The organism is Salmonella sp. HY31 (assembly GCF_042604575.1).
Taxonomy (GTDB): domain Bacteria; phylum Pseudomonadota; class Gammaproteobacteria; order Enterobacterales; family Enterobacteriaceae; genus Salmonella; species Salmonella diarizonae.
Genome location: NZ_CP170479.1, coordinates 2,840,807 through 2,865,359 on the forward strand (window position 1 = coordinate 2,840,807; position 24,553 = coordinate 2,865,359).

19 protein-coding genes, 4 tRNA genes and 5 pseudogenes are annotated in these 24,553 nt (G+C 50.3%); 12 read left to right on the top strand and 16 right to left on the bottom strand.

The window, feature by feature from the left end; all coding sequences use genetic code 11:
* Window positions 1-9: 9 nt before the first annotated feature.
* Window positions 10-927: a DUF808 domain-containing protein gene (locus ACE15A_RS13590; protein ID WP_088733885.1), complete on the bottom strand. Its 918-nt coding sequence runs from the start codon at window positions 925-927 to the stop codon at window positions 10-12.
* A 169-nt stretch (window positions 928-1,096) separates the two neighbouring features.
* Between ACE15A_RS13590 and yedA the strand changes: the two genes are divergently transcribed.
* Window positions 1,097-2,017, top strand: a complete 921-nt coding sequence (yedA, locus tag ACE15A_RS13595; protein ID WP_023246834.1) for a drug/metabolite exporter YedA — start codon at window positions 1,097-1,099, stop codon at window positions 2,015-2,017.
* On the opposite strand, the gene ACE15A_RS13600 is transcribed toward yedA, so the two are convergent.
* The 4 genes from ACE15A_RS13600 to drpB all read right to left on the bottom strand — a co-directional run bounded on the left by ACE15A_RS13600 (window position 2,006) and on the right by drpB (window position 5,047).
* Window positions 2,006-2,476: a very short patch repair endonuclease gene (locus ACE15A_RS13600; RefSeq protein ID WP_023246833.1), complete on the bottom strand. Its 471-nt coding sequence runs from the start codon at window positions 2,474-2,476 to the stop codon at window positions 2,006-2,008. The two genes, yedA and ACE15A_RS13600, sit on opposite strands and share 12 nt — an antisense overlap.
* The gene (locus tag ACE15A_RS13605) at window positions 2,457-3,887 is read right to left on the bottom strand and encodes a DNA cytosine methyltransferase (protein ID WP_053508873.1); all 1,431 of its coding nucleotides are present in this window, start codon (window positions 3,885-3,887) and stop codon (window positions 2,457-2,459) included. The genes ACE15A_RS13600 and ACE15A_RS13605 overlap by 20 nt, the downstream gene beginning before the upstream one ends.
* 73 nt (window positions 3,888-3,960) lie before the next feature.
* On the bottom strand, window positions 3,961-4,656 hold the full coding sequence (locus tag ACE15A_RS13610) for a phosphohydrolase (RefSeq protein WP_053508871.1): 696 nt from the start codon (window positions 4,654-4,656) through the stop codon (window positions 3,961-3,963).
* Between the two features lie 79 nt (window positions 4,657-4,735).
* A complete protein-coding gene (drpB, locus tag ACE15A_RS13615; protein ID WP_023246830.1) occupies window positions 4,736-5,047 on the bottom strand; it encodes a cell division protein DrpB in 312 nt (103 codons plus the stop codon).
* Window positions 5,048-5,685: 638 nt separating this feature from the next.
* Between drpB and ACE15A_RS13620 the strand changes: the two are divergent.
* Together ACE15A_RS13620 and ACE15A_RS13625 are read left to right on the top strand one after the other, a co-directional pair.
* A pseudogene (locus ACE15A_RS13620) lies at window positions 5,686-5,808 on the top strand (porin); the annotation flags it as partial.
* 5 nt (window positions 5,809-5,813) lie between these two features.
* Window positions 5,814-6,129, top strand: a pseudogene (locus ACE15A_RS13625) (porin); the annotation flags it as partial.
* A 236-nt stretch (window positions 6,130-6,365) separates the two neighbouring features.
* Here the strand turns inward: ACE15A_RS13625 and ACE15A_RS13630 are convergent.
* From ACE15A_RS13630 to ACE15A_RS13640, 3 genes are all read right to left on the bottom strand, one after another.
* Window positions 6,366-6,554, bottom strand: coding sequence for a hypothetical protein (locus tag ACE15A_RS13630; RefSeq protein ID WP_024131163.1), 189 nt, complete (start codon window positions 6,552-6,554; stop codon window positions 6,366-6,368).
* Window positions 6,555-6,564: 10 nt separating this feature from the next.
* Entirely contained in the window at window positions 6,565-6,777 is a 213-nt protein-coding gene (locus tag ACE15A_RS13635) for a cold shock domain-containing protein (RefSeq protein WP_023246484.1), read from the bottom strand.
* Between the two features lie 570 nt (window positions 6,778-7,347).
* Window positions 7,348-7,437, bottom strand: a tRNA-Ser gene (locus ACE15A_RS13640).
* A gap of 88 nt (window positions 7,438-7,525) precedes the next feature.
* Here ACE15A_RS13640 and mtfA point away from each other — a divergent pair.
* The 3 genes and pseudogenes from mtfA (at window position 7,526) to ACE15A_RS13655 (ending at window position 9,703) form a co-directional block, all read left to right on the top strand.
* Window positions 7,526-8,323 carry a DgsA anti-repressor MtfA gene (gene mtfA / locus ACE15A_RS13645; RefSeq protein ID WP_023246485.1) on the top strand — a complete coding sequence of 266 codons (798 nt, stop codon included), beginning with the start codon at window positions 7,526-7,528 and terminating at the stop codon, window positions 8,321-8,323.
* Between the two features lie 100 nt (window positions 8,324-8,423).
* Window positions 8,424-8,499: transfer RNA gene (locus tag ACE15A_RS13650), tRNA-Asn, on the top strand.
* Between the two features lie 167 nt (window positions 8,500-8,666).
* Window positions 8,667-9,703, top strand: a pseudogene (locus ACE15A_RS13655) (tyrosine-type recombinase/integrase).
* Window positions 9,704-9,822: 119 nt separating this feature from the next.
* On the opposite strand, the gene ACE15A_RS13660 reads toward ACE15A_RS13655, so the two are convergent.
* Together ACE15A_RS13660 and ACE15A_RS13665 are read right to left on the bottom strand one after the other, a co-directional pair.
* Window positions 9,823-10,407 (bottom strand): hypothetical protein, encoded by a 585-nt coding sequence (locus tag ACE15A_RS13660; RefSeq protein ID WP_023247431.1) that lies wholly within the window; start codon window positions 10,405-10,407, stop codon window positions 9,823-9,825.
* A gap of 55 nt (window positions 10,408-10,462) precedes the next feature.
* Window positions 10,463-12,367 (bottom strand): hypothetical protein, encoded by a 1,905-nt coding sequence (locus ACE15A_RS13665; RefSeq protein WP_220529744.1) that lies wholly within the window; start codon window positions 12,365-12,367, stop codon window positions 10,463-10,465.
* 177 nt (window positions 12,368-12,544) lie between these two features.
* Between ACE15A_RS13665 and ACE15A_RS13670 the strand changes: the two are divergent.
* Both ACE15A_RS13670 and ACE15A_RS13675 read left to right on the top strand, forming a co-directional pair.
* A pseudogene (locus ACE15A_RS13670) lies at window positions 12,545-12,775 on the top strand (integrase); the annotation flags it as partial.
* A 443-nt stretch (window positions 12,776-13,218) separates the two neighbouring features.
* Window positions 13,219-13,578, top strand: a complete 360-nt coding sequence (locus ACE15A_RS13675; RefSeq protein WP_226296310.1) for an aldo/keto reductase — start codon at window positions 13,219-13,221, stop codon at window positions 13,576-13,578.
* Between the two features lie 111 nt (window positions 13,579-13,689).
* Here the strand turns inward: ACE15A_RS13675 and ACE15A_RS13680 are convergent, their stop codons facing one another.
* From ACE15A_RS13680 to ACE15A_RS13695, 4 genes are all read right to left on the bottom strand, one after another.
* Window positions 13,690-15,144: an AMP nucleosidase gene (locus ACE15A_RS13680; protein ID WP_023247434.1), complete on the bottom strand. Its 1,455-nt coding sequence runs from the start codon at window positions 15,142-15,144 to the stop codon at window positions 13,690-13,692.
* A 177-nt stretch (window positions 15,145-15,321) separates the two neighbouring features.
* Window positions 15,322-15,732 (bottom strand): hypothetical protein, encoded by a 411-nt coding sequence (locus ACE15A_RS13685; RefSeq protein WP_249928965.1) that lies wholly within the window; start codon window positions 15,730-15,732, stop codon window positions 15,322-15,324.
* Between the two features lie 8 nt (window positions 15,733-15,740).
* Window positions 15,741-17,918 (bottom strand): hypothetical protein, encoded by a 2,178-nt coding sequence (locus ACE15A_RS13690; protein WP_249928964.1) that lies wholly within the window; start codon window positions 17,916-17,918, stop codon window positions 15,741-15,743.
* A 727-nt stretch (window positions 17,919-18,645) separates the two neighbouring features.
* Window positions 18,646-18,721, bottom strand: a tRNA-Asn gene (locus ACE15A_RS13695).
* 159 nt (window positions 18,722-18,880) lie between these two features.
* Here ACE15A_RS13695 and ACE15A_RS13700 point away from each other — a divergent pair.
* From ACE15A_RS13700 to ACE15A_RS13715, 4 genes and pseudogenes are all read left to right on the top strand, one after another.
* Window positions 18,881-20,344 carry an EmmdR/YeeO family multidrug/toxin efflux MATE transporter gene (locus tag ACE15A_RS13700; protein ID WP_023247436.1) on the top strand — a complete coding sequence of 488 codons (1,464 nt, stop codon included), beginning with the start codon at window positions 18,881-18,883 and terminating at the stop codon, window positions 20,342-20,344.
* 122 nt (window positions 20,345-20,466) lie between these two features.
* Window positions 20,467-20,542, top strand: a tRNA-Asn gene (locus tag ACE15A_RS13705).
* 165 nt (window positions 20,543-20,707) lie between these two features.
* A pseudogene (locus tag ACE15A_RS13710) lies at window positions 20,708-21,970 on the top strand (tyrosine-type recombinase/integrase).
* A gap of 162 nt (window positions 21,971-22,132) precedes the next feature.
* Window positions 22,133-23,026, top strand: a complete 894-nt coding sequence (locus ACE15A_RS13715; RefSeq protein ID WP_023246902.1) for a LysR family transcriptional regulator — start codon at window positions 22,133-22,135, stop codon at window positions 23,024-23,026.
* Here ACE15A_RS13715 and ACE15A_RS13720 read toward each other — a convergent pair.
* Together ACE15A_RS13720 and ACE15A_RS13725 are read right to left on the bottom strand one after the other, a co-directional pair.
* Window positions 22,992-23,885, bottom strand: a complete 894-nt coding sequence (locus ACE15A_RS13720; protein WP_023246901.1) for a DUF6282 family protein — start codon at window positions 23,883-23,885, stop codon at window positions 22,992-22,994. The genes ACE15A_RS13715 and ACE15A_RS13720 overlap by 35 nt on opposite strands.
* Window positions 23,882-24,550, bottom strand: coding sequence for an RraA family protein (locus ACE15A_RS13725; RefSeq protein WP_053510725.1), 669 nt, complete (start codon window positions 24,548-24,550; stop codon window positions 23,882-23,884). The genes ACE15A_RS13720 and ACE15A_RS13725 overlap by 4 nt, the downstream gene beginning before the upstream one ends.
* Window positions 24,551-24,553 lie beyond the last annotated feature (3 nt).

Here is a 24,553-nt window from a genome sequence, read left to right on the forward strand (position 1 = left end):
TGCAGAAAATCAGTGCGAAACACCGCGAATTTTCGCCACACCTTTCACCAGCGCCACCACAATGGCGCCGATAATAAAACCGAGCACCAGATTCAGCCCCCCGGGAAGCGTATGCGCCATGAAAGTACCCTGTTGCTGCGCAAGATGTTCAATGGCATGGTGTAACGGCGCAATACCGTGTACGACAATCCCGCCGCCGACTAAAAACATCGCCAGCGTACCGACAATGGATAACGCTTTCATTAACCAGGGCGCGATAATCAGTAATCCTTTACCGATGCCCTGCGCCAGTACACTACGCTTTTCCGCCAGCCAGTATCCCATATCATCCAGTTTTACGATAATCCCCACCAGGCCATACACGCCAATGGTTACGACCAACGCAATCCCTGCCAGTACCAGTACCTGATTAAGCAGCGGCGCCTGCGCGACAATCCCCAGGGTGATAGCCACAATTTCAGCAGAAAGAATAAAATCGGTACGTACCGCCCCTTTCACTTTATCTTTTTCAAAGGCCAAAGGATCTTGCGCAGCCAGAGCCTCAAGACGTTTTTGCCGCTCCGCCGGGTCTTCTTTGTGTTTTCGCGCTTCAAAGGTATGAAGGACTTTTTCTACCCCTTCAAAGCAGAGAAACGCGCCGCCTAACATTAATAAAGGCGTAATGGCCCACGGGATAAATGCGCTTATCAGCAGCGCCAGCGGCACCAGAATAACCTTGTTGATCAATGACCCTTTCGCCACGCTCCATACGACTGGCAGCTCTCGGTTGGCGCGAACGCCGGTCACCTGCTGCGCATTGAGCGACAGATCGTCCCCCAGTACGCCCGCGGTTTTCTTCGCGGCCAATTTGCCCATTACCGAAATATCGTCCAGCAACGTGGCAATATCGTCGAGCAATGTCAGTAAGCTACTTCCTGCCAAAATGATTCCCTCGGTTTTTTCTTCTAAAACGTTAAGTATGTAGCAAAACGCGCAATGCCGAAACCAGCGGCACGGGTCAACGCCTTTTTATTCAAAAAGGACAATTATAATGCTCGCCAGCATAATAATTTTGGCGTTTACTATATTCACCCTTTTTATTTCACCGTGAGAGATTATGCGTTTCCGGCAGTTGTTACCTCTTTTTGGCGCGCTTTTTGCCTTGTACATCATTTGGGGGTCTACCTATTTTGTTATCCGAATAGGCGTTGAAAGCTGGCCGCCGCTGATGATGGCAGGCGTACGTTTCCTCTCAGCGGGTATTTTGCTTATGGCGTTTTTGCTGCTGCGCGGCGAAAAACTTCCGCCGCTGCGCCAGTCCATCAATGCTGCGCTGATTGGTTTATTATTGTTGGCGGTGGGTAATGGCCTGGTTACGGTGGCGGAGCATCAAAACGTGCCATCGGGCATTGCTGCAGTTGTGGTCGCCACCGTCCCGCTATTTACGCTGTGCTTTAGTTACTTTTTCGGTATTAAAACGCGCAAATTAGAATGGGTGGGGATTGCCATTGGGCTTGCCGGGATTATTCTGCTGAACAGTGGTGGCAATTTAAGCGGCAATCCGTGGGGCGCGATGTTGATCCTGATAGGCTCGATGAGCTGGGCGTTTGGTTCCGTTTACGGCTCGCGCATCGCCCTCCCCGTAGGCATGATGGCGGGCGCGATTGAAATGCTGGCGGCGGGCGTGGTCTTGCTTTGCGCGGCGTTTCTTTCCGGCGAGAAACTCACCACGCTGCCTGGCTTATCGGGTTTTATGGCCGTCGGCTACCTGGCGCTGTTCGGTTCTGTCATCGCCATTAATGCCTATATGTACCTGATTCGCAATGTCAGCCCGGCGCTGGCGACCAGCTATGCCTATGTGAATCCGGTTGTCGCCGTGTTGCTTGGCACCGGATTGGGCGGCGAGAGGCTCTCGCCCGTTGAATGGGCCGCGCTGGGCGTGATTGTGTTTGCCGTAGTGCTGGTGACGCTGGGTAAGTACCTGTTTTCCGCCAGGGCGGTGGTCACGCCGTGTAAAACGGAAAATTCACGCCAGTAGATGCATACCCTGGGTGTCGATCTGCGCGCTGGCACCGCCGCCGCAGATCCACTCTTCCAGGCGCTCCGCCAGCGCCGCGTCGCTCAATTTCGCCCGCCCGCGCAAGGCGCACTCCCAGACGATCAGTACCCGCCAGCCAAGCGCCTGTAAACGCTGAATATCGCGCTCGTCTCGCTCAACGTTCTTACCGATTTTTTCCAGCCAGAAAGCCGTTCGCGTGGCCGGTACTTTGAACAGATAACAGTGGTGATGATGCCAAAAACAGCCGTGAGTAAAAATCACACAATCATAGTCATTCACCACAAAATCCGGCTTGCCCGGTAATGTCGCGTCCTGAGTATGAAACGTAATCCCCTGCGCGGTTAACAGGCCGGCAAGACGTTTTTCAATGGCCGTATCGCGGGTCGCTATCGCGCGCATATTTTTACTGCGCGTGGCTTTATCGTGAACGTCCGCCATCTACCGCCTCTCTCTGACGCAGCGCCACCGCCTGGTGAATTTTGGCTTCCAGTAGCTTTGCTACCGCGGCAAATACCGGCACCACCACGGAATTGCCAAACTGGCGATAAGCCTGAGTATCCGAGACGGGTATCCTGAACTGGTACGTTTGCGGCGCCTCAAATCCCATTAAACGCGCGCACTCCCTCGGCGTGAGTCGGCGGGGACGATGTTGTTGATTACCGATATCGTCGAAATTCGCTTCGCCTTTCGCCATGTCCCAACCACGATCAATCAGGATTTCGGCGCCATCTTTGTAGTAACGTGCAGATAACGTGCGCGCCACACTTTCTGGATTGTCAGGATAAACCATGCCATAGCCAAAACCGTTTCCCCGCGCCTGGTGCTTTTTTGCGTAGCGATATAAATATTTCCACAGTACCGGCGTCAGGATATATTTGGCTTCGACGACGGGCTCCAGCAGCTCCGCCAGCGCCGGACGGCGCGGTGGATAACAGCGGGCGATATTGCGTAACGTAAAATCGGTTTTCAGGTTCAAATCGCGGCGGAATCCCACCAACACAATACGTTCCCGATGCTGAGGAAGAAAGTGCTGCCCGTCGATAATTTTCGGATCGTCCGGGCCATTGTCAGCGGCATCCGCCACGTCATATCCCAGTTCATTGAGCGTTTGCATAATAATGCGGAAGGTGTTGCCCTGGTCGTGACTTTTAAGGTTTTTCACGTTTTCCAGCACAAACAGCGCGGGGCGGCGGGCGTCGATAATTCTTACGACATCAAAAAATAACGTCCCCTGAGTCTCGCAGGCAAAGCCGTGGGCCCGGCCCAGCGCATTTTTCTTGGAGACGCCCGCCAGGGAAAATGGCTGGCAGGGAAAGCCTGCCAGCAGGACATCATGTTGCGGAATATGCTGGCGAATGTGTTCCGCCGCCTCCTCATCGCTGACCCCTTCCCGGTGGCTCAACGTGATATCGCGGATATCTTCATTAAAGCGATGTTGCAGCGGATCGCAAAAATAGTTCGCTTTATATGTCCGTACCGCGTGCTTATTCCATTCGCTGGTAAACACGCACTGTCCGCCTATCGCTTCAAATCCGCGGCGAATACCGCCGATGCCAGCGAAGAGATCGATAAAACGAAAGGCGTAATGCGGATGATGCGCTGGCGGCGTCGGCAACCCTGTTTTAAGACAGGTGAGTTCATTGTCGCTCAAACGATGCCATGCCGCGTTCATCATTACGCGCTTTAAGATGGCCGGGCTCCAGTGCTGTTCGCCCAGGCTGTTAAGGTGCGCCACCAGCGTTTTAACATCATAGATTTCCAGCAATTGACTCAGCATCGCCTGGATCTCGCTTCCGGCGTCGTCGGCGATGAGGTTCCGGGCGTGTGTTACTGAAATATTTTCCTGCATACATTTAACCGGCCAAAAATAATTGCCGACAGACTAACATAAAATGACGCGGTTTACGTTTCAGCGACAGGGGTTACTGATGCGTAGCAAACCTCTGGATGACCGCCTGGTCCTGCGTTTCATAGTCGCCTTTCAACTCAGCGCTCAATTTTGCCATGTACGACACCAGAAAATCCGCATTACGCTGCGCCAGGTACTTGCCCCGTTCGGTCTGCATCGTCAGCGGCAGTTTCAGCAGTTTGGTTTGAAAATGGTCGAGCGCGAATTGTTTATCGTTAAGAGGCCGTCTGTCAGCAAAGGGATCGTCGGCATCAAACAGCGCGACGCCCAGCGCGCCGGAGACCGCAAAGACCCGCGCCAGACCAATGGCGCCCAATGCCTCCAGTCTGTCTGCATCCTGCACGATTTTTGCCTCTGGCGTGGCGGGCGCAATGTTTGCGCTGAAACTATGCGCTTCGATAGCATGACAAATACCCGCCAGTTTTTCTGCCGGAAAGTCAGGAAAATCCCGCAGAAAAATACGCCGGGTTTCTGCCGCCGCCAGAATGGAAGAGCGATGCCGCTGCGGATGATTTTTCGCCAGGCTGACAATGTCATGGAAATAACATGCCGCCAGAACCACCAGCCAGTCGACAGGACCGTTTTCCCCGAGCGTTTGCGCGGTTGCCCAAACACGACGAAAATGGAAGATGTCATGGGCGGCATCCTGCTCCTGGTGGTGGTGACGTAGCCAGTCTTCAAACTGCGATTGCCAGTATCCTGAGTCCATACGCCCTCTCTTTATAGCAGACCATTTTTATTACATGCCTGAGCATGTGGTTCGCTATCCTGACATATCCGTCACCACTTTACATCCCTGCTTGCTTGCGCGTTTCTGGCTTAGTGTTGGAGGGATAAGCCAGTTTTTTGCGAGGCCGGGTGTACCAGGCAATACTCCCCAGAATAAGCCAGACGACGCCCAGCGAGAGCGCGTTAAGCCATTTTTCCGTTGCGCTGCCAGGCGCGCTGGTTGGGCCGAGAACCGGCTCGGTTTGTATGGCGGACATCAACCAGATGCAACGTGCCATCGCCCAGATGAAGTAGCCGCAAAAGGTATAAAAAACCCATAACGCTAATTTACCGCCCATGCTACGGGTGGCGTTGTCCTCCCTGGTACTCAAACTTTACTCCGCTTTTGTGATGTAAGTCATATGACATTAATTACATTATAATGTGATATCAGTCACATTTCGACCATGAAATACCTTCTCCGCCTGTTCTGGTTATTCATGCCACAAATAGTTTATTCTCAGACAATGTTGCGCCTGGCGCTGAACCTGCTGTTAAATAAGATAATGGTGATTGAATCGCATTCTGATGCAGAATAACCTATAACCAGAACAACTTATTTTTACCTATTGAGATAGTGTTTTATTTTATTGGTATTAAATGTCAAAATGATCCGGTTATTAGCCTTTTATTATTTATTTTTATTATTACCCATATTGCCGGCGCTTATGCCGGTTTTTTTATGTCTTTTCATAATCAAAATATAAAATACATATAAAAAACAAATTATATTCGCAACAAAAATCCTCAAATAAAAATAAATAAATCATTGATAAAAATGATAATTATAATGTATATATTCATTACTACCTATATAGTTTACATTATAAAAAATCGAATAGAAATAATTTGAAATGCATTTGTTGCATGTTATTTTCTAAATTCGCGAACTTAATAGAATAGTATCAGATTGTGGTTTTATTGAGGTGACTATACATTCATATAAATTATTATCACAAGGGAATACATAATGCACAGAAAAATTTTGACACTACTTGTCCCGACGTTATTAGTGGCAGGCGCAGAAAATGCGGCTGAAGTTTATAATAAAAATGGCAACAAGCTTGATCTGTACGGCAAAGTTGATGGTCTGCAAGTATCGCTAACAAAACCCAGAACGTTGTAGTAGTCGCACAGTATCAGTTCGATTTCGATCTGTGTCCGTCTGTCGCCTGTTTGCTGTCTAAGGGCAAAGATTTTTGGCGGTCAGAAAGTCCATCGTGGCCACTGGCGTTACACTGACAAAGATCTGGTTAAATATGTTGACGCCAGTATGACTTATTACTTCAACAAAAATATGTCCACCCTGGTTGATTATAAAATCAGCCTGCTGGATGAAGATAACGACTTCTATACGAAAAGCGGTATTGTAACCGATGATATCGTAGATGTTGGTCTGGTCTACCCGTTCTAAAACGCTTTAGGTTATTCGAGTCCGCATTTATCGCGGGCTTATTATTATAATAGTGAGAATTGAATAACGGATAACAACGCAAAGATAGGCTGACCTGGTTTCATCCGATAGATGAAAACAACCTTACGTTTTTTAGGCGCTGTATGAAAGAGAGAAGAATATCACTATAGATGCCAGCTTCCATAGATTATAATCATCCGGGTATAAAAAAAGCTCCTGTACGGAGCTAATGTGAATTATTTTCTAAAATCTAGCGGAACCTGTCCTGAACGAATGTATAGCCCAACATTATCAAAAGTGATCATGGTTGACTTACAAAAAATACATTTCGCGCCGAACGGGTTTTGCTCAGTAACATCGAATGTCGATGTTCTGTATTGTGAACCATGACAACATGGACACCTGAAGTGAATTTTATTAGTGATATCAGTTGCCTTAAAGCGCCACAACGTTGACCGCTGATGGACCTTTTGGTCCCTGCTCTACTGAAAACTCAACTTCCTGATTTTCATTAAGAGTGCGGAAATCATTACTTTGGATTGCAGAAAAATGTACAAATACATCTTTGCTACCATCTTTAGGCGTAATGAAACCAAAGCCTTTTTCAGGGTTAAACCATTTTACTAAACCAGTGATTTTCGTCGTCATAATATTGTTACCTTTTGAATTAGCCCTTGGGCAGAATGGCCTGAAGAAAATTATCAGAGAGAAAAAAACCTAAAGGAGATCTCAAGAGGAACAAATAATGAGAAATATTACAATCACTACTTCAGATAAGTTTGTATCAAACCGCACAACCATTAACGCACGGTTAACTGAACATAGCAAGCTTTAGTTTTGTTAAAAAAATATTAATTGCTTTTTTGGCATTATCGCGCTGATTGCCATACGTTTTTTTAGCTATGTCCGCCGCTGCAGGTGAACCTGGCGTAAATAATCTTCATCAAATATCTATTAATAGCCAGCTACGTCTCACAACGCCTACCTACCCTGGTAATAAACGCGCCACTCTCCTGATATCGTAAACCGGAGACGTGCCACCATTGCGAAGCGAAGATTTCTTCAACACTGACACGTGCTGTTTTGAGGAAATCAGAAGATGATGATGGTAAGAAAGAGAGCCAGTGCGTATACCAACACTATATACCAGGATATCAGGTGTGACATACCAAGTGTGACGAGGGTCGTTGAAAGCAGTTAAGCTAAGTGTTTGAATAGTGGCGGAGAGAGGGGGATTTGAACCCCCGGTAGAGTTGCCCCTACTCCGGTTTTCGAGACCGGTCCGTTCAGCCGCTCCGGCATCTCTCCGTATATTGCAATGATGCCAGGTAATTTGGCATTTTAACAGACCCTGTTTGGGTAATTTTGTTCAAGTGACGAGTTTACGAGCAAAACGATGATTAAATGGCCCTGGAAAGCACAAGAAATAACCCAGAACGCAGACTGGCCGTGGGATGATGCGCTGGCTATACCTCTTCTGGTAAACCTCACTGCGCAAGAACAGGCCCGGCTCATTGCGCTGGCCGAACGTTTTTTGCAGCAAAAAAGGCTGGTAGCGCTACAGGGATTTGAGCTCGACTCGTTGAAAAGCGCGCGTATTGCGTTAATTTTTTGCTTACCGATCCTGGAGCTCGGTATTGAGTGGCTTGATGGTTTCCATGAAGTACTCATTTATCCCGCCCCCTTTGTTGTAGATGATGAATGGGAAGATGACATAGGTCTGGTGCATAGTCAGCGCGTCGTACAGTCGGGGCAAAGCTGGCAACAAGGGCCAATCATTTTGAACTGGCTGGATATCAAGGACTCGTTCGATGCTTCGGGTTTCAACCTCATTATCCATGAAGTCGCGCACAAACTGGATATGCGCAATGGCGATCGCGCCAGCGGTATTCCTTTCATCCCGTTGCGGGACGTGGCCGGCTGGGAACACGATCTCCACGCTGCAATGAATAATATACAGGATGAAATCGATCTTGTTGGCGAAAGCGCTGCCAGTATAGATGCCTATGCCGCCACCGACCCAGCAGAATGTTTTGCCGTGTTGTCAGAGTATTTTTTCAGTGCGCCAGAACTGTTTGCTCCACGCTTTCCGTCGTTATGGCAGCGTTTTTGTCAGTTCTATCGCCAGGACCCTTCTCAGCGCTTACGGGTACACTCAACCGAGGGCGACTACGGGAAAGCATCAGAGCATTAATTCCTCATTTTGTAGGTTAATTAACCAATTGAATTACCGCGTTAATTTTACTATTGACACGGTATAGCTGGCCCAGTATTATGCGCCTCGTTGAAACGATTCCTCTGTAGTTCAGTCGGTAGAACGGCGGACTGTTAATCCGTATGTCACTGGTTCGAGTCCAGTCAGAGGAGCCAGATTTTAGTATTAAGACGCCTCAGTGAGTCTTAATGCGTTATAAAAACAAGCAGTTAGATTGACCCGGTTGTCCTGAAAAGGATTGCCGGGTTTTTTGATATCTGTAGTTTTCGGGGGGATTCATCGGGGGCCTCTCGGTTCGTTGAACGAATGGAGCCCCCCCGCTATGGCACTCACTGATACCGCTATCCGCAAGCTCAGACCCACAGACAACCCCTTCAAACTCGGCGACAGTGCCGGACTGTACCTGCTGATCAAACCCAACGGTTCAAAACTCTGGTATATGAAGTACCGCATTGACGGGAAAGAGAAGAAGCTGGCCTTTGGTCCTTACCCGGATGTTTCCCTGCTTACGGCACGCCAGTTCCGCAATGCGGCACGCAGTAAAATGCGTGCGGGGGTCGATCCCTCCGTTGACAAAAAAATCGCGCAACAGAAAAAGAAAAACGGACAGACATTCCGCCAGATCGCCATAAACTGGCATGCCGATCACCGGCGCTGGATCTGGACGGTGAATTTACGCCGCCGGAAACACAGCATTACCCGGCCCTGCCGCTTGAGAAACTACCAGAATTATTATCCCGGACGGATAACTACTCCGGCAGGCTGCTGACACGGTATGCGCTTAAGCTGTCGCTGCTGTTCTTTGTGCGCTCCAGCGAACTGCGCTTTGCCCGCTGGAGTGAAATCGACTGGCAGCAGAAGCTATGGATAATCCCGGAAGAACGGGAGCAGATCGAAAACGTGCGCTTCTCTCACCGTGGCACAAAGATGAAAACACAGCACATCGTCCCGCTGTCCGATCAGGCAATGGCGATCCTGAAACAAACTGAAGCGCTCTCCGGGCATCTGGCGTTTATTTTCCCCGGCGAATACGACCAGGACAAGTGCATGAGCGACAACACCATCAACAAAGCATTGCGCGTGATGGGCTACGACACCAGAAAAGAGATCTGCGGTCACGGCTTCCGGGCGATGGCGTGCAGTGCGCTGAGTGAGTCGGGACGGTGGAGCAAAGAAGCGATTGAAAAGCAAATGAGTCACCAGGAAAGAAACAGCGTCCGTGCCGCCTATATTCATAAGGCAAAATATCTGGAGGAGCGGATCGCTATGATGCAGTGGTGGGCGGATTATCTGGATGCAAGCATGGATCTGTATGTGTCTCCTTATCAGTTTGCGGGATATCAGAGGGAAGCGTCATAAAATAATACCAGGACAGGAGAGAACTTACACCATTTTTACCTATCAGTATGAGCCTGTCAGTATTTCATTGGTTTACTTCTAAAAATGATAGCCTCATGAATGAGGCTATCTATAATCAATTAATCAACATTACAGCCATTTCTATCTTCGAAAATTCTAATAAATTTGTTATTCTCAAATTTATAGTAATTTGTTTCGCATGGATTGGTTATTGGAACGCCATCTTTATCATGCTTTAACTCTTTAGGTATTGCTTGGCCGGTAAGTATTAATAACAAACTATCACTTTGTGTTTTTGTTTCAAACGGTTCGCCAACAGGTGTACCATTATCACCTACTGCACCATATGAGTCACTGCCATTAAATTCAGGAAGGTTCGAGACAACGTTCCCTGTCGATTTATCTAATACCCAGCCACAAATACCATGTTGACATTCATCGCCTTGGTACGCATCTGTTGCAAAGAAGCGATAATGCCCCGCGAAATTAACGGGTTTTACTAATTGCTGCTGCATCGTTTTTTTCCAATGCGCAGAGTATTTAATCTGCTCGTTTGTTAAAACCAGCGTCTGAGAAAAAGGCCCCGAAGTGACTGTTGCTGGATAATGAGAAAATTCAGGGAACATTTTATCTTCAGCCTGAATTGTTGCAGTTGCGCACACCCACAGGCTGATACAGGCTAGCAATATAGATTTCCGTTGCATTATTTTGACTCCTCTAGTGCTCTAACCATATCGTCAGGTAGAAGTGAAGCTTTGTTTAAACCATCGCCATCATAATAACCATGCCCATCATTCGCGCTAATTCGTCCCTTACTGATTTGCTTACCTTTTCGAACTCCAGCAGATGCAAATTCTCCGACCTTTCCGGACTATGAAATATCTGGTTGTAAGCCGTGTAATCGTTCTTTGACTCCACGCAGCCCAGCAGGTCTGCAAACGGACTGTGCGCCCAGCCGCGTTTTTTCGACGTGCTGATGGCATCCAGAAACACCTGCGGGTGCATATGCCATGGCGTTCGCGACATGTCCGGTACCTGATCCATCCAGCGAGTGGCGTTCAGAAAACGGATACCATAGCTGTACCATTCCGGCGCTTCCTTTTTGAGCAATGTGGTGAAGAAAGCCTGCCAGACGGGGTCATCTGACGTACAGTACCAGTCACCCGGATGTTTCACACACAGGTGTTGCAGGTGATCAATGTAATCCGGGTTCTGTACTGCCCGGCGGTACTCCTGGGCCGAATAGCGTGTCTCACCGCTGTCGATTTTATCCAGCAGCCGCTGGTAGTTGTGTTTCACCTGCGCATGACTGGTACGCGGGTCTTTTGAGGAAGCGTTAAACAGCATCTGAAAAATATGCCGCACCAGTCCCGCAGGCTGGTTTTTGCCGTCGAGGTGGTCAAAGCTACGCGGGCTGGCTTCAACGGTTTCAAAACCCCGCTCCGCCAGGTCATAGCGTGACAGCAGTTTCAGGTCGGATTCTGCAAGATAGCCCCGCGATGCGCCAGCCTGCCAGTAAGTCACCTGATTGTCTTCTGTGTGCTGGCTGCCATTCAGGGGAAAAATACCGTCCTGATGGGTAGTCAACTGGCTTTGATATATCGCATTTACGCTGTTCTTCATATAGAGCGGTATACCCGCCGGGTATTTGCCAAACGCGGGTTTATCCCGCTCCACATGTTCAGAATTACTCAGAAAGCGCGGCAAGTCATCAGTGGTAAAGCACTCAATATGCACCTGATAGCGCCCGTTATAACCGCCATCCTTCGGTGCCTGATAATACCCCAGATGCCCGATGGCATCCCCGGACCGTATCGGGTACGGCGTCGGGCAGACCACGGTATCAAACTGCATCGTCTCTTTTGCCGGAGGCAGCAGATTACTCCACCATGCCGGGCGCTCCGGCCCGTTATGGTCCGGCAACAGATTGCCGTTATCGCACACCACCCAGAGCAGGTCCCCGGCGTTCAGGTTCATTTTATCGGTGATACCTTCCACCAGTGACACGTGCGCATACCGTCGCCCGCGAGCGGTCATCTGTGCTGCCGGGTCTGATTTATTCCAGTTCACGCGGGTACCGGGCTTCAGTGTGGTGGCGGTCCATTGCAGGGTATCGTCAACATACGCTTTCAGGTGCTGACCGTCAGCCACTTTGTACGCCGTGCTTTCTTCGGGATACGCCGACCACGGGGCCAGGTGCATATACAGCGTGTAAAACGTCAGGGAGCTGGCAGCGGTTTGTCCCGGCTGGATATGATGCCTGACCAGCACGAAGGACGAGGAATAAAACAAATCGCCCGACTCCCACGGCAGAGTAAGGTAGTCCCGGTTAATACGGTAAGCGACAACCTCACCGTCTGCCATACAGCGTATGGCCTGCTCGCCTTTCCCGGGCACAGGGTACTCCATCACCTCCTGTGGTGCTTTCCCACTCAGGGCGCACCACGGCGTGGTGGCATCGGTGATATGAATCCCGCCATGCCACATCCCGTTACTGCCAATGAGCCAGTGTCCGGTAGGCTCTCCCTGAAGATGAGCCAGAATGTCGTCAATGTTGCTGAACGCGTGCCCCCGGTTATTTTTGGGGACCGGAAAGACCCGGATAAAGGGACGTGGTGGTGTACTGACGGCAGCACCGGTAGTACTGGCTGAGGTGTTTCCCATGAATCTTTGTTCCCTGACACCATGATAAAAGTGCGTTTATTTTCCGCGCAATAGCTTGTATTCAGTACAATTTTTCATTTCAGGATGTTACCGGCATATCTGATACGCCGGACTGACTTACTCAGGATACTTTCGTCGCAATGCTGTACTGCCCTGCGCTATAATTTTTTGCGCTTCCAGGCAATGGCCTGTAGCACACTGGTGGAGTCTGAACTCTGGTTGCGGGATGCCGTGGAGCGGCAGATGAATCATCAGGAACGCAACAGCGTGCGGGCGGCGTATATCCATCGCGCCGAGCATCTTGACGCCCGTAAAGACATGATGCAGTGGTGGTCGGACTATCTGGACGTGAGCCGCGAGGGGTACGTTGCGTCTTACATTTATGCGCGGCGGAATAAGGCGGCCTGAGCCTGTAGCAGCATAATTCGTTAAAAATAAAAAAGCAGTTCCCAATTGATAAGGGACTGCTTTTTTGTATTAAAAGGATTTACCTTCAATTTTATAGTTACTAATCAGAAAGCGTACAAAATTATTCCACGTCGAATAATTTCAGGCGATAACTGCCAGATAATCTGCACCAACCTGTCGTCGCCAGGATATGGCAGGACTGCACCAGATACTGCGGAATAAGCATCGAACTGCGCCATCTAAGGCCCATTTAGCCTTTGACGGGATGATCCTTAATGTGGATAGCGGTTACTCCCTGAAAGCTCAGTAATTTTCACCCAATATATTGATTTCTAAAAATTTATGGTTGGGGAATCTCTACCTTTTAGTTATGAATAAAAAACCTGGGATAATCTTTCCCACGACGATCAAACTGCCCTTCAGCGTGCCGCTGATATCGCATTCTGGCCGATGGTCTTCTCACGGGGAGAGTAACTTCACGCAGCGCCGCCCACTATACTGTTCCCAGAATGGAAGGCGAAAATCTCGAACATAATTTGCAGCCCACGGCGGTACTAAAAGCTCTGGCCGCAGCCCGCAGATGTTCTCCCGCGCAGCTAGCCGTCGCCTGGCTGCTGTCTCGCGGGGATGATATCGTGCCGGTTGTCGGTATGAGTCGGCCAGATCGCGTGGCGGAAAACCTTCAGGCGTTTGATATCACATTGACGGATGAGGAACAGTTTACGCTGGATAGCGCCTTCTCACCTGACGCTATTATTAGCTACAGGTATCCGGCGATAGTGATGAAGTTTGCAGCACGATAAAGACTCCGCGGGATGCAGAATCGCATCCCGCTAAGACTTCATTCAGCCACTTTCCACATTAAATAAATGCGCCTTCTGCCCTTATCCAATGGCAGGCGACGGCTCATTCTGTTAGCGAAACGGTGGTTCATTAAATGTGCGTAATTTACGTGAATGCAGACGATCGCCTTCTGCGCGTAGCAAATCAATAGCACGAATACCAATTTGCAAATGTTCTGAAATAGCCCCCTCATAAAACCGGTTTGCCTGCCCGGGCAGTTTAATTTCACCGTGTAAAGGTTTATCAGAGACACAAAGCAACGTGCCGTAAGGTACGCGGAAGCGATAGCCCTGCGCTGCTATCGTCGCGCTTTCCATATCAATCGCGACAGCACGGCTGAGGTTGAACCGCAGCGCAGAAGCGGAATAGCGGAGCTCCCAGTTACGATCATCCGTGGTGACGACCGTTCCCGTGCGTAGTCGCTGTTTGACCTCTTCGCCGGGCATTCCGCTAACCACTTTGGTAGCGTCATACAGCGCCCGCTGTACTTCCGCAATGCTTGGAATAGGAATATCAGGCGGCAGAACGGCATCCAGCACGTGATCATCACGTAAGTAGGCATGGGCCAGCACATAATCACCAATCGCCTGACTTTCTCGTAACCCTCCACAGTGTCCAATCATAAGCCAGACGTCAGGCCGCAACACGGCCAAATGGTCGCAAATCGTTTTAGCATTTGAAGGGCCGACACCGATATTTACCAGCGTAATCCCCTGTCCATCTGCCGTTACCAGGTGCCAGGCGGGCATCTGATGTTTCTTCCAGGCCAGATCGGAAATAGCCTCTTCCGGCGCTTCCGTTTCCGCCGTGATCCAAATTCCACCGGCACAGGAAAGCGCGATATAGGGACTGTCAGGATCAAGAATTTGGCTACATCCCCAGCGCACAAACTCATCGACATAGCGGGTATAGTTGGTAAACAGAACGAAGGGCTGAAAGTGTTCGACCGGCGTACCGGTATAGTGTCGTAACCTGGCCAACGAGAAGTCAACGCGACGCGCGTCGAAGTGCGATAACGGATAGAACTCGCCGGGGTGGAAAAGACCGTCTGCCGTCTCATCGCCAATCTGCGCCAGTTCTGTGGTGGGAAAATGGCGCGTTAGCCCGGCGCTCATAGAACGATCCAGCGTCAGAGCTGAGCCGTCGATCACGTAAGGATACGGGATCTCATGGTGCGAGGCTTCCACCGCAATATGCGCGCCATAATCATGGTAAACGAGGTTAAGTTGCTCCAGGAGATAAGCGCGAAATAGCGCAGGCCGCGTAACGGTAGTGGTATAACAGCCGGGATGAGTAAAGCGTCCAAAAGCGCGTGTTTTAGGTGGGTTCGATGTCGCGCCATCCCAGCTTACAGACAGCGAAGGATAAACAAACAGTCCGTTAAATCTTGCATGGGGATCGGGCAGCGTACCGTTATCAATATAGTCAGCGATGGCTTCACGGAGCGCGTTAACCGACTGCTCGTACAGCGCCTCCAGGCGATCCAGCGCCTGCTCGGGCGTCAGGTTTGTGCCTTTATTTTCCATATTATTCTCCTTAGCGTTCACAGGTGAGGCACGTCATTCGATAGTATGACAGCAAAGGGGGAAACTAAAGGGATTAGCGTAAGAGCGTCGGCAGTAAATATGAGCAATTTAAAAAGAAAAGCCGGCGCATTATGCGTTGGCTTTCCTGTTTCACAAAAAGAGGACTATCTTAATAGATCACACTTCAAATTTTAGCGGATTATCACGATAGGCCGCCAGCTTCGCGCGCATCCAACGGCTGCTGTTGTTATTGACCGCGCTCACTACGCCTGTGGTTGCCCCGCCGCCAACCTGTACGTGGAATATTCCGCGTGACGGGAAATCGATGTACTTAGGCTCAGTGAAATCCCACTTGTGACGCTGGAATAGCTCGCGTGGAGTTTTGCCCATCATGCTGGCGTGAACATCAAGGAACTCAATGTTCAGCAGATCAGCATTAATTGCTTCCACTGCGCTACCAATTTCAGCGTGGCCCATCAGATAGCTGCCGCCGGTCCCCCAGAATTTCTCTTCTAACGCGCCAACCGACTCGGAAACGGTAGCCAGACGGCTGGCCGGAACCTGCCACGGCAGCACCGGCTGGCGCAAATAGCGGCTCAGCGCGGCGCAGAAATCAAAGGTACGGTCCCACTCAAACGGCGAATAGCAGTAACCGTTTTTATAGGCGCGACGGTGAAGTCGTCCGCTTCATAGCGGTCTGCGGCCATAAAGTCCGCGCCCTTAGCCATAATCACGGCTCCTTTGGCGTCGGTGTATTCGATATTCTCGAATACGCCGACCAGCAGCGCGTACTCGGCGGTAAGCTTGCCCGCCAGCGTCGGGTTGATGGTCATTTTCTTTTTGGTTCCGTCTACGGCATCAAACACATCGTCGTAGGTGAAATCGTTATAAACCCACTGTGAACCGCCGACGCTCCACAAGTTAACCTGCCAGCCCAACACCACGTCAGGGGCAATAACGCGCACCAACCAGTTAACGCCTTTGATATAGCCTTTCAGCGTATCGGTAATCGAGGCCGGAACGGCGATATCCACACCGTGATGCGCCAGCGCTTTCGCCAGCGGTTGACGTACCGGAATAGCATAGTCTGGAGAGAAACCGTATTTCTGGCATTCGCCCAGGTAATCCGGGTTGACGATAAAACCAGCCGGTACCAGATGTTCATCATCTTTCATGGCTTGCGCCATTTGCAGCGCCTGGATGAAATTAGCAAAGCTGAACTGATGACGTTCCGGATCGTCAATGATGTTTTCTACATCACCCAGCGACAGGTTGCAGGTGTAAGAGACCATTACCGGCAGCACGCTATCGCCGGTTTTGGCAGCAACATCGCGCGCCATCTGAATGATTTTTGTCGTCGGTTCTTTCGTCGGGTCCAGATAAGCGGAAGCGTCTCCCATACCGTCATCGCCGGAGTATTTGAACAGGGAGGAGACACGAGCTTCGGCCAGGTCGTCCACGTTGCTGGGCGACATATTGGCGCAACCGCCGAAGCTCAGGAAATCAGGAAAACCTTTGACACGCAGATTCGCCCCTTCAGTAAGGGTTACCGCTAAGGTCAGCGCGGTATTTTTCTCAACGCTCAGCGTCTGTGGAGCGACATCAATATAGTAAACGATGCCGTTATGGATCACGGTCGCGGATTCAACCTGATAAAGGCCCGGCGCCAGTTCAACCGACGGCGTGAGACTGCCCGCTTTCATTGCCAGATCGGTGAAGAGATACTGGCGCGGAGTTGTGCTGCCATCCACAAGACGTAGAGAGAAGGTAGAAGCAACCGTTTTTTCCGCGTCGATGCTGATGGTCAGCTTCGTTGAGGCTGACTGAGATTCATCGTTCTGGTGAGTGCTGGTGAAGGCGATATCGTGGAGCTGATTATCCAGTGCGCCGCTCGCCACATCAAAGGTGTAGTGGATATTGTTCAGTTTGACATCATCGATGCGCGCCGAATAGGTTCCGGTAACCGGCAAAAGTTCCAGGCGCTGCTTTTGACCTACGCGCATAGTATGACGCTGTTTAGCAACGCCATTTTCCATATAAACTACGCTGAGATCTTCATTATACAGCGCGTGAGTGGCTGGTAAATTCACTGCCAGGTCCAGAGTAGTACTGCGCTCCGCCTGGGCAAAGGTGATATCAAGCTGAGTGCGCTGGCCTTTAGTGATGATCAGCTCCGATGCGCTTAATTGCACCGCTGCGCGAATAGTACCTTCAGCGGTACGCAGCTCCGCAGCGGTAACCGCGTACGCGCCAGCGTCAATATCGAACCAGGTGATGCCCGCTTTTGGCTGGAGCGTTTCGCTTTTTTCACCGCGAACTAAAACCAGTTCCAGAACGGTGTTTTCCAGTCCAGCCGGGAAGGCGGCGCAGGTGACCGCCAGCTCACCTGCCACGTCCGCCTCTTCGTCAGCGGCGGCGGTGAAAGCGTCGCTGAAGGTTTCCCATTTTGGCGCGGTATCGGAGGAGGCATTAACGCCCATATGAATAGTTGAAATGGCATTACCCAGGGCGGAACCATCGGCGGCGGTAATCGTCAGTTTACTATCAAAAACGCCGCTGGAAATTTCACTGGTTTCAATATGGGTTTTTAATTCACACCACGGGTTCGTCGATATGGTGATATCTCCGGCGGTAATTTTACCCGGCGCGCTAAACGTCAGGATCATTTTCTCCTGAATATCGGCGCTGGCGCCAGTGGTGGATTTAAAACCACTGATATCGACAGTGGGGTACCAGGTGTCGTTATGGAAATTAAGGGTAAAATCTAATTGCATTGTTTTCTCCATGAAATATGCATAATCAAACGTTTTTATATTAAGTGCCATCCCGGCTGAACTTCTCTGCAATGAGATTAATTCAGTGCTCAAGCATTTTTAGTTATAACCCAGTAAAAATGAAAACGCATGCCTATCGCCGATAAAATGAGAAGCGGTGATTTAATATCATAACATATATACCGCTGAGTTTAATTTTTTGATGGATATTAATATAATGGTGGAATCAAAGAGAAAACAAGTGATAATAAATTAGCCAGTGACGGGAAACATAATCTCTCTATTATTATTTACATGATATTGTCCTACATCTATTGGCGGTATGAAACACACCCAAAGAAGAGACGTTAATTGCCGAAGCATTAGAGTTGCACCTGAAAAACGTTACCGTAAACCAGCTTAAAGTAATTATAAATAAGAGAACGGTCAAACGCCATGTATCGGGCAGCAGTTTCGCATTCCCTGCATAGTTTCCGGACGCAGGATGCAATCTGTTATTGTCTGATGTAGAGATGTTTATCGGTGGGTTTGATCCTGCGGATAGCGCTATCAGTGAGTGCCATAGTGAAAGGCTATTTGTTTAATGAACCGAGAGGCCCCCGATGAATCCCCCCGAAAACTACAGATATCAAAAAACCCGGCAATCCTTTTCAGGACAACCGGGTCAATCTAACTGCTTGTTTTTATAACGCATTAAGACTCACTGAGATGTCTTAATACTAAAATCTGGCTCCTCTGACTGGACTCGAACCAGTGACATACGGATTAACAGTCCGCCGTTCTACCGACTGAACTACAGAGGAATCGCGTGGAGTCGTATGTTAGCGGCGAAAAAAATTTTGTCAAACCCCATTTAACCCCTTACAGGTTCGATTGCGGATTCTCTCATCACTTTGTTGCATTTGCAGACATTTTTTCTGCGAAAAGCTTTGCAGCCTTACGATTTCTCGCTCATTATTGAAATGTGGTTTCAACTCTCTTCTTTAAGGTCCATTTTGAACGTCTCCGCTGCCTTACGCCAGGCTGTCGTCCGTACGCCCTGGTATGCCAAACGCAAGAGTTACAAGGTGTTGTTCTGGCGTGAAATCACCCCACTTGCTATCCCCATTTTTCTGGAGAATACCTGTGTTCTGCTGATGGGCGTGCTCAGCACTTTTCTTGTCAGCTGGCTGGGCAAGGAAGCAATGGCGGGAGTGGGGCTTGCCGACAGTTTTAACATGGTGATTATGGCTTTTTTTGCCGCTATCGATCTGGGGACGACGGTTGTTGTCGCCTTTAGTCTGGGTAAACGTGACCGTCGACGCGCCAGGGCGGCCGCCAGGCAGTCGCTGGTGATCATGACGCTGTTTGCCGTATTGCTGGCGGCTCTCATACACTATTTTGGCAAACAGATTATTGATGTCGTCGCCGGAGAAGCTACTGCAGATGTAAAAGATCTGGCGTTAATCTATCTGGAATTAACGGTGCTCAGTTATCCGGCGGCCGCTATTGCTCTGATTGGCAGCGGTGCCTTGCGTGGCGCTGGAAATACGAAAATCCCCCTGCTGATTAATGGCGGCATGAATATTCTGAACATTATTATCAGCAGCATTCTTATCTACGGGATTTTCTCCTGGCAGGGGCTCGGCTTTATTGGCGCAGGGTTGGGGTTGACTATCTCGCGTTACATTGGCGCTATCGCAATTATCTGGGTTTTAATGATTGGGTTTAACCCCGCGCTACGTATCCCCCTTAAAAGTTATTTTAAACCCTTAAACTTTGCCATTATTTGGGAAGTGATGGGCATAGGGGTGCCTGCCAGCGTTGAGTCGGTTTTATTTAATAGCGGGAAATTACTTACACAGATGTTTGTTGCTGGTATGGGCACCAGCGTCATCGCCGGTAATTTTATTGCATTCTCCATTGCGGCGTTAATTAACCTTCCGGGCAATGCCTTAGGTTCGGCATCCACCATCATTACGGGGCGTCGGTTGGGAAATGGGCAGATAGCCCAGGCCGAGATCCAGCTTCGCCACGTGTTCTGGCTTTCTACCATAGGCCTCACGGCCATCGCGTGGCTTAGCGCGCCTTTCGCCGGTATTATGGCGTCATTTTATACCCACGACCCGGACGTCAAAGATGTCGTGGTGATCCTTATCTGGCTGAATGCGGCATTTATGCCTATCTGGGCCGCCTCATGGGTACTGCCTGCCGGTTTTAAAGGCGCACGCGACGCGCGTTTCGCCATGTGGGTCTCGATGCTTGGAATGTGGGGTTGCCGCGTTATCGCAGGCTATGTACTGGGAATATTACTTGGCTGGGGCGTGGTTGGTGTCTGGCTGGGGATGTTTTTCGACTGGACCGTACGCGCCGTTCTCTTTTACTGGAGAATGGTCAGCGGACGCTGGCTATGGAAATATCCACGCCCTGAACGAAAAACAAGGTGAAAAGTGCTGCTACGCCTGAATATTCAGCGAAATGAAGAATATTTCAGCAAACAGAATTTTTTATGCATTCAGGCTTTGACAACCCGCAGTCGCATCGTTACTATGCGCCTCGTTCACACGATTCCTCTGTAGTTCAGTCGGTAGAACGGCGGACTGTTAATCCGTATGTCACTGGTTCGAGTCCAGTCAGAGGAGCCAGATTTTAGTATTAAGACGCCTCAGTGAGTCTTAATGCGTTATAAAAACAAGCAGTTAGATTGACCCGGTTGTCCTGAAAAGGATTGCCGGGTTTTTTGATATCTGTAGTTTTCGGGGGATTCATCGGGGGCCTCTCGGTTCGTTGAACGAATGGAGCCCCCCGCTATGGCACTCACTGATACCGCTATCCGCAAGCCCAGACCCACAGCCCCCCCCTTCAAACTCGGCGGCAGTGCCGGACTGTACCTGCTGATCAAACCCAACGGCTCAAAACTCTGGTATATGAAGTACCGCATTGACGGGAAAGAGAAGAAGCTGGCCTTTGGTCCTTACCCGGATGTTTCCCTGCTTACGGCATGCCAGTTCCGCAATGCGGCACGCAGTAAAATGCGTGCGGGGGTCGATCCCTCCGTTGACAAAAAAATCGCGCAACAGAAAAAGAAAAACGGACAGACATTCCGCCAGATCGCCATGAACTGGCATGCCGATCACCGCCGCTGGTCTGAACACTATGCGACAACCATCCGGCGCAGGCTGGAAATGTATATTTCCCCGGATATCGGGGACAGATACATCGTTCAAATCGTCACGGAAGATCTGCTGTTTACCCTGCGTAAGGTGGAGAACAAAGGCTTTCTGGAGATCACTGCACGGCTGAAAAATTACGTTACCGAGATCATGCGTTATGCGGTGAAAAAGCAGTTAATCAGGTCAAACCCGGCGCTGGATCTGGACGGTGAATTTACGCCGCCGGAAACACAGCATTACCCGGCCCTGCCGCTTGAGAAACTACCAGAATTATTATCCCGGACGGATAACTACTCCGGCAGGCTGCTGACACGGTATGCGCTTAAGCTGTCGCTGCTGTTCTTTGTGCGCTCCAGCGAACTGCGCTTTGCCCGCTGGAGTGAGATCGACTGGCAGCAGAAGCTCTGGATAATCCCGGTAGAACGGGAGCAGATCGAAAACGTTCGCTTCTCTCACCGTGGCACAAAGATGAAAACGCAGCACATCGTCCCGCTGTCCGATCAGGCAATGGCGATCCTGAAACAAACTGAAGCGCTCTCCGGGCATCTGGGGTTTATTTTCCCCGGCGAATACGACCAGGACAAGTGCATGAGCGACAACACCATCAACAAGGCATTGCGCGTGATGGGCTACGACACCCGAAAAGAGATCTGCGGTCACGGCTTCCGGGCTATGGCGTGCAGTGCGCTGAGTGAGTCGGGACGGTGGAGCAAAGAAGCGATTGAAAAGTAAATGAGCCATCAGGAAAGGAACAGCGTGCGTGCCGCCTATATTCATAAGGCAAAATATATGGAGGAGCGGATCGCTATGATGCAGTGGTGGGCGGATTATCTTGATACAAATACTGAGCTGTATGTGTCACCTTATCAGATTGCCGGGAATCTGAAGAAAATATCGTAGCGGGAAAATTCCCACTCGCACTACCTATCCCTGATGGCTACTAAAACTACATTTTATAACATAGTGGTGAGCGAGAGGTTTAGACTTGCTTACAATATCTAAACTCCCCCGATGAAAGGAATAGTGCAAGAATAGATATGTTGAGTATGTCAGGAGGACACGATGCTGGAAAATATGAAAGCATTCAGGATGGTGGTGGAATGTCAGGGATTCCGGGCCGCCGCGATTGCCATGAAACTCTCACCGGCAATGGTAAGTCGCAGAATTGAGAAGCTGGAGTTTGAAGTCAATACACAGCTTATCAAGCGTAATTCGCGTCGCATATCCCTTACGGCCGCCGGTGAACAGTTTTATCAGCGCTGTCTGCTGATTATTGATGAGTATGAATCCTGCCTCAGGGACGTGAAAAGTCTCAGTAATGTGGTTAGCGGCAACCTCAAGGTTGGGCTCCCCCATTCCATAAGTCATCTGCATGTAATCCCGTGTCTGAAAACATTCCTTGAACGCTACCCTGACCTTAAGCTGGATATTGTCACCGGAAACCACTGCATGGAACTGTTCAGCCACGGTTTTGATCTAGCGCTACAGTGTGGCCCCCTCCCGGACAGCAACCTGTACTACTCGCTCATTGGTTACTGGCGTAAACATACCTGCCTCTCGCGCGGCTATGCGCAGCAGCACGGTATGCCGTCACATCCCGACGAGCTGCACAAGCATACCTGTCTGCTGCACTTTGATAATCACCGACGCTCCTGGAAATTTATGATTGATAACGAATGTACAGAAATTCGGCCTCATTACATCTCCAGGGTCAGCAACAGCCTTGACCTCTGTAACATGGTCCATCAAGGGCTTGGGATTTGTTACCTCCCTGATTTCACCATCAAAGCCGGTATTGAGTCAGGCGAAATTATTACCGTGCTGGAAGAATTTATGCCTCCGCCATTGCCAATGTATGTGGTGCATATCAATCCGCGCCCATCCCCCAAAGAGCAGGCATTCATTGATTTTATTCGTCCCCTCAATCTGGCGACCGCTCTGGATCCAGCATCCTGAGCGGATTTAACCGGGTCACAGCATCAATTCGCTCTGCACTGAGTCCGCCGGTCTGGAACCAGCGTCGGCTGCCTTCCAGCCATTCGCCGATGTCCGGCTGAGCGGGTTGGCCCAGATCAGAGCTATAAACCACATTGTTCACCTGCGTCAGAACATCATACATGTCCTGCGGGGTCTGGTAGCCCAGATACAGCGTCAGCGCGCACTGCTCGACATAGAGCCAGTCGTATTCTCCCAGCGCGCAGAGTTCTGCCGCCGAAAACCCCGTGATCGGATTTGCCGGTTGGTTCAACATCAACCGGACGCCGCCAACACGCTCCACGGCTTCAATCAGACGCAGCGTTTGATCTTTCGAGGTATGCCCAGAAGAAAGCACAATGTCATGATGTCGTGCGAAATGGATTAGTGCCTCAACATCAGGGTGTAACTTACCGTATTCATCGGTCACAGAGAGCGGTTGTCCGGCAAAATAGCGGGCATATTTGTTACTGAAGGTTCTTGAAAGTGTGCTCTTGTGTACGGTGGAAACCACCGTGGGCAAATGCACCAGCAACCGGGGAGCGCCCTCAAACTGATACTGGCTCAGCGCCTGGCGTACCGTATTAAGGTTCACTCCTCCCGCAGCCGCATTGAGCACCACCGAGCCAAACACAGGCAGAGATATCTCCTGCATGGCTGCCGCCAGCGCACTCACGCTCCCCAGGTGGTTCTTCAACACGACCCCGCCCTGATACCGGGCATACTGCTGCCCGGCTTCAAATGCCGAGTAGCGCCGATGGTAGCTATCCGGACGCGCGTGATAATGCACGTCCAGAAACTGCAGCCGGGATGCCCAGTACGCGAAAAATTGACGGGTCATACGTTATTTTCCCAGGGAACATCATAGCCCAGTTGCTGACGGGCAACGTCCAGCGGTGTGCCGGCATCAATGGTACTGAGGATCTGCCGCTCGGTATTTTCGACATTTTCCGCACGCCGGATCACCTCTTCCAGGTGTTCGCCGGGTATCACCAGCACACCATTGTCGTCGCCAAACACCCAGTCGCCAGGGCAGACTGTCACACCGTGGATATCAAGCGTGCACTGCACCGCTTTTACCCGCGCCCGGTTTTTCCCAGAAACCATATAGATATTGCAGGAGAACAGGGGGTAATCCATCTGGCGAATATCGGTAATATCACGGGCTGAACCATAGATGACAGACCCGGCGATCTTCTTTTGCACCGCTTTAGTGGTGAGAATATTCCCCCAGCTCGTGCAGTCCAGACGCCCGCCGTTGTCCACCACAATAACGGCTCTGGCCGGAACCTGATCAATATAGTTACCGGCATTCATGAAGCGATTTTTTTCCGGTGTACAAGCTTCATATTGAACGGTAAAAGCCGGCCCCGCGATTTTCTTTCCGCTGACCTGCGGCTTAATCCCCAACAGCCCCCCCGAAATGTACAGGCTGTCCAGCGCATCAGAGACTGCTGCCGTGTCCAGGGCCAACAGGCGCTCTTTAATCGTTTTTTGGGTTGTCATGAT

What these genes read in the sequence shown, in the direction of transcription:
- ACE15A_RS13600 (WP_023246833.1), bottom strand. Translation starts at nt 2,476, where the DNA reads ATGGCGGACGTTCACGATAAAGCCACGCGCAGTAAAAATATGCGCGCG.
- ACE15A_RS13720 (WP_023246901.1), bottom strand. Translation starts at nt 23,885, where the DNA reads ATGACCCGTCAATTTTTCGCGTACTGGGCATCCCGGCTGCAGTTTCTG.
- ACE15A_RS13725 (WP_053510725.1), bottom strand. Translation starts at nt 24,550, where the DNA reads ATGACAACCCAAAAAACGATTAAAGAGCGCCTGTTGGCCCTGGACACG.
- ACE15A_RS13635 (WP_023246484.1), bottom strand. Translation starts at nt 6,777, where the DNA reads ATGACGACGAAAATCACTGGTTTAGTAAAATGGTTTAACCCTGAAAAA.
- ACE15A_RS13690 (WP_249928964.1), bottom strand. Translation starts at nt 17,918, where the DNA reads ATGCAATTAGATTTTACCCTTAATTTCCATAACGACACCTGGTACCCC.
- ACE15A_RS13700 (WP_023247436.1), top strand. Translation starts at nt 18,881, where the DNA reads ATGTGGTTTCAACTCTCTTCTTTAAGGTCCATTTTGAACGTCTCCGCT.
- ACE15A_RS13680 (WP_023247434.1), bottom strand. Translation starts at nt 15,144, where the DNA reads ATGGAAAATAAAGGCACAAACCTGACGCCCGAGCAGGCGCTGGATCGC.
- ACE15A_RS13605 (WP_053508873.1), bottom strand. Translation starts at nt 3,887, where the DNA reads ATGCAGGAAAATATTTCAGTAACACACGCCCGGAACCTCATCGCCGAC.
- ACE15A_RS13715 (WP_023246902.1), top strand. Translation starts at nt 22,133, where the DNA reads ATGCTGGAAAATATGAAAGCATTCAGGATGGTGGTGGAATGTCAGGGA.
- mtfA (WP_023246485.1), top strand. Translation starts at nt 7,526, where the DNA reads ATGATTAAATGGCCCTGGAAAGCACAAGAAATAACCCAGAACGCAGAC.
- ACE15A_RS13665 (WP_220529744.1), bottom strand. Translation starts at nt 12,367, where the DNA reads ATGGGAAACACCTCAGCCAGTACTACCGGTGCTGCCGTCAGTACACCA.
- yedA (WP_023246834.1), top strand. Translation starts at nt 1,097, where the DNA reads ATGCGTTTCCGGCAGTTGTTACCTCTTTTTGGCGCGCTTTTTGCCTTG.
- ACE15A_RS13610 (WP_053508871.1), bottom strand. Translation starts at nt 4,656, where the DNA reads ATGGACTCAGGATACTGGCAATCGCAGTTTGAAGACTGGCTACGTCAC.
- ACE15A_RS13660 (WP_023247431.1), bottom strand. Translation starts at nt 10,407, where the DNA reads ATGCAACGGAAATCTATATTGCTAGCCTGTATCAGCCTGTGGGTGTGC.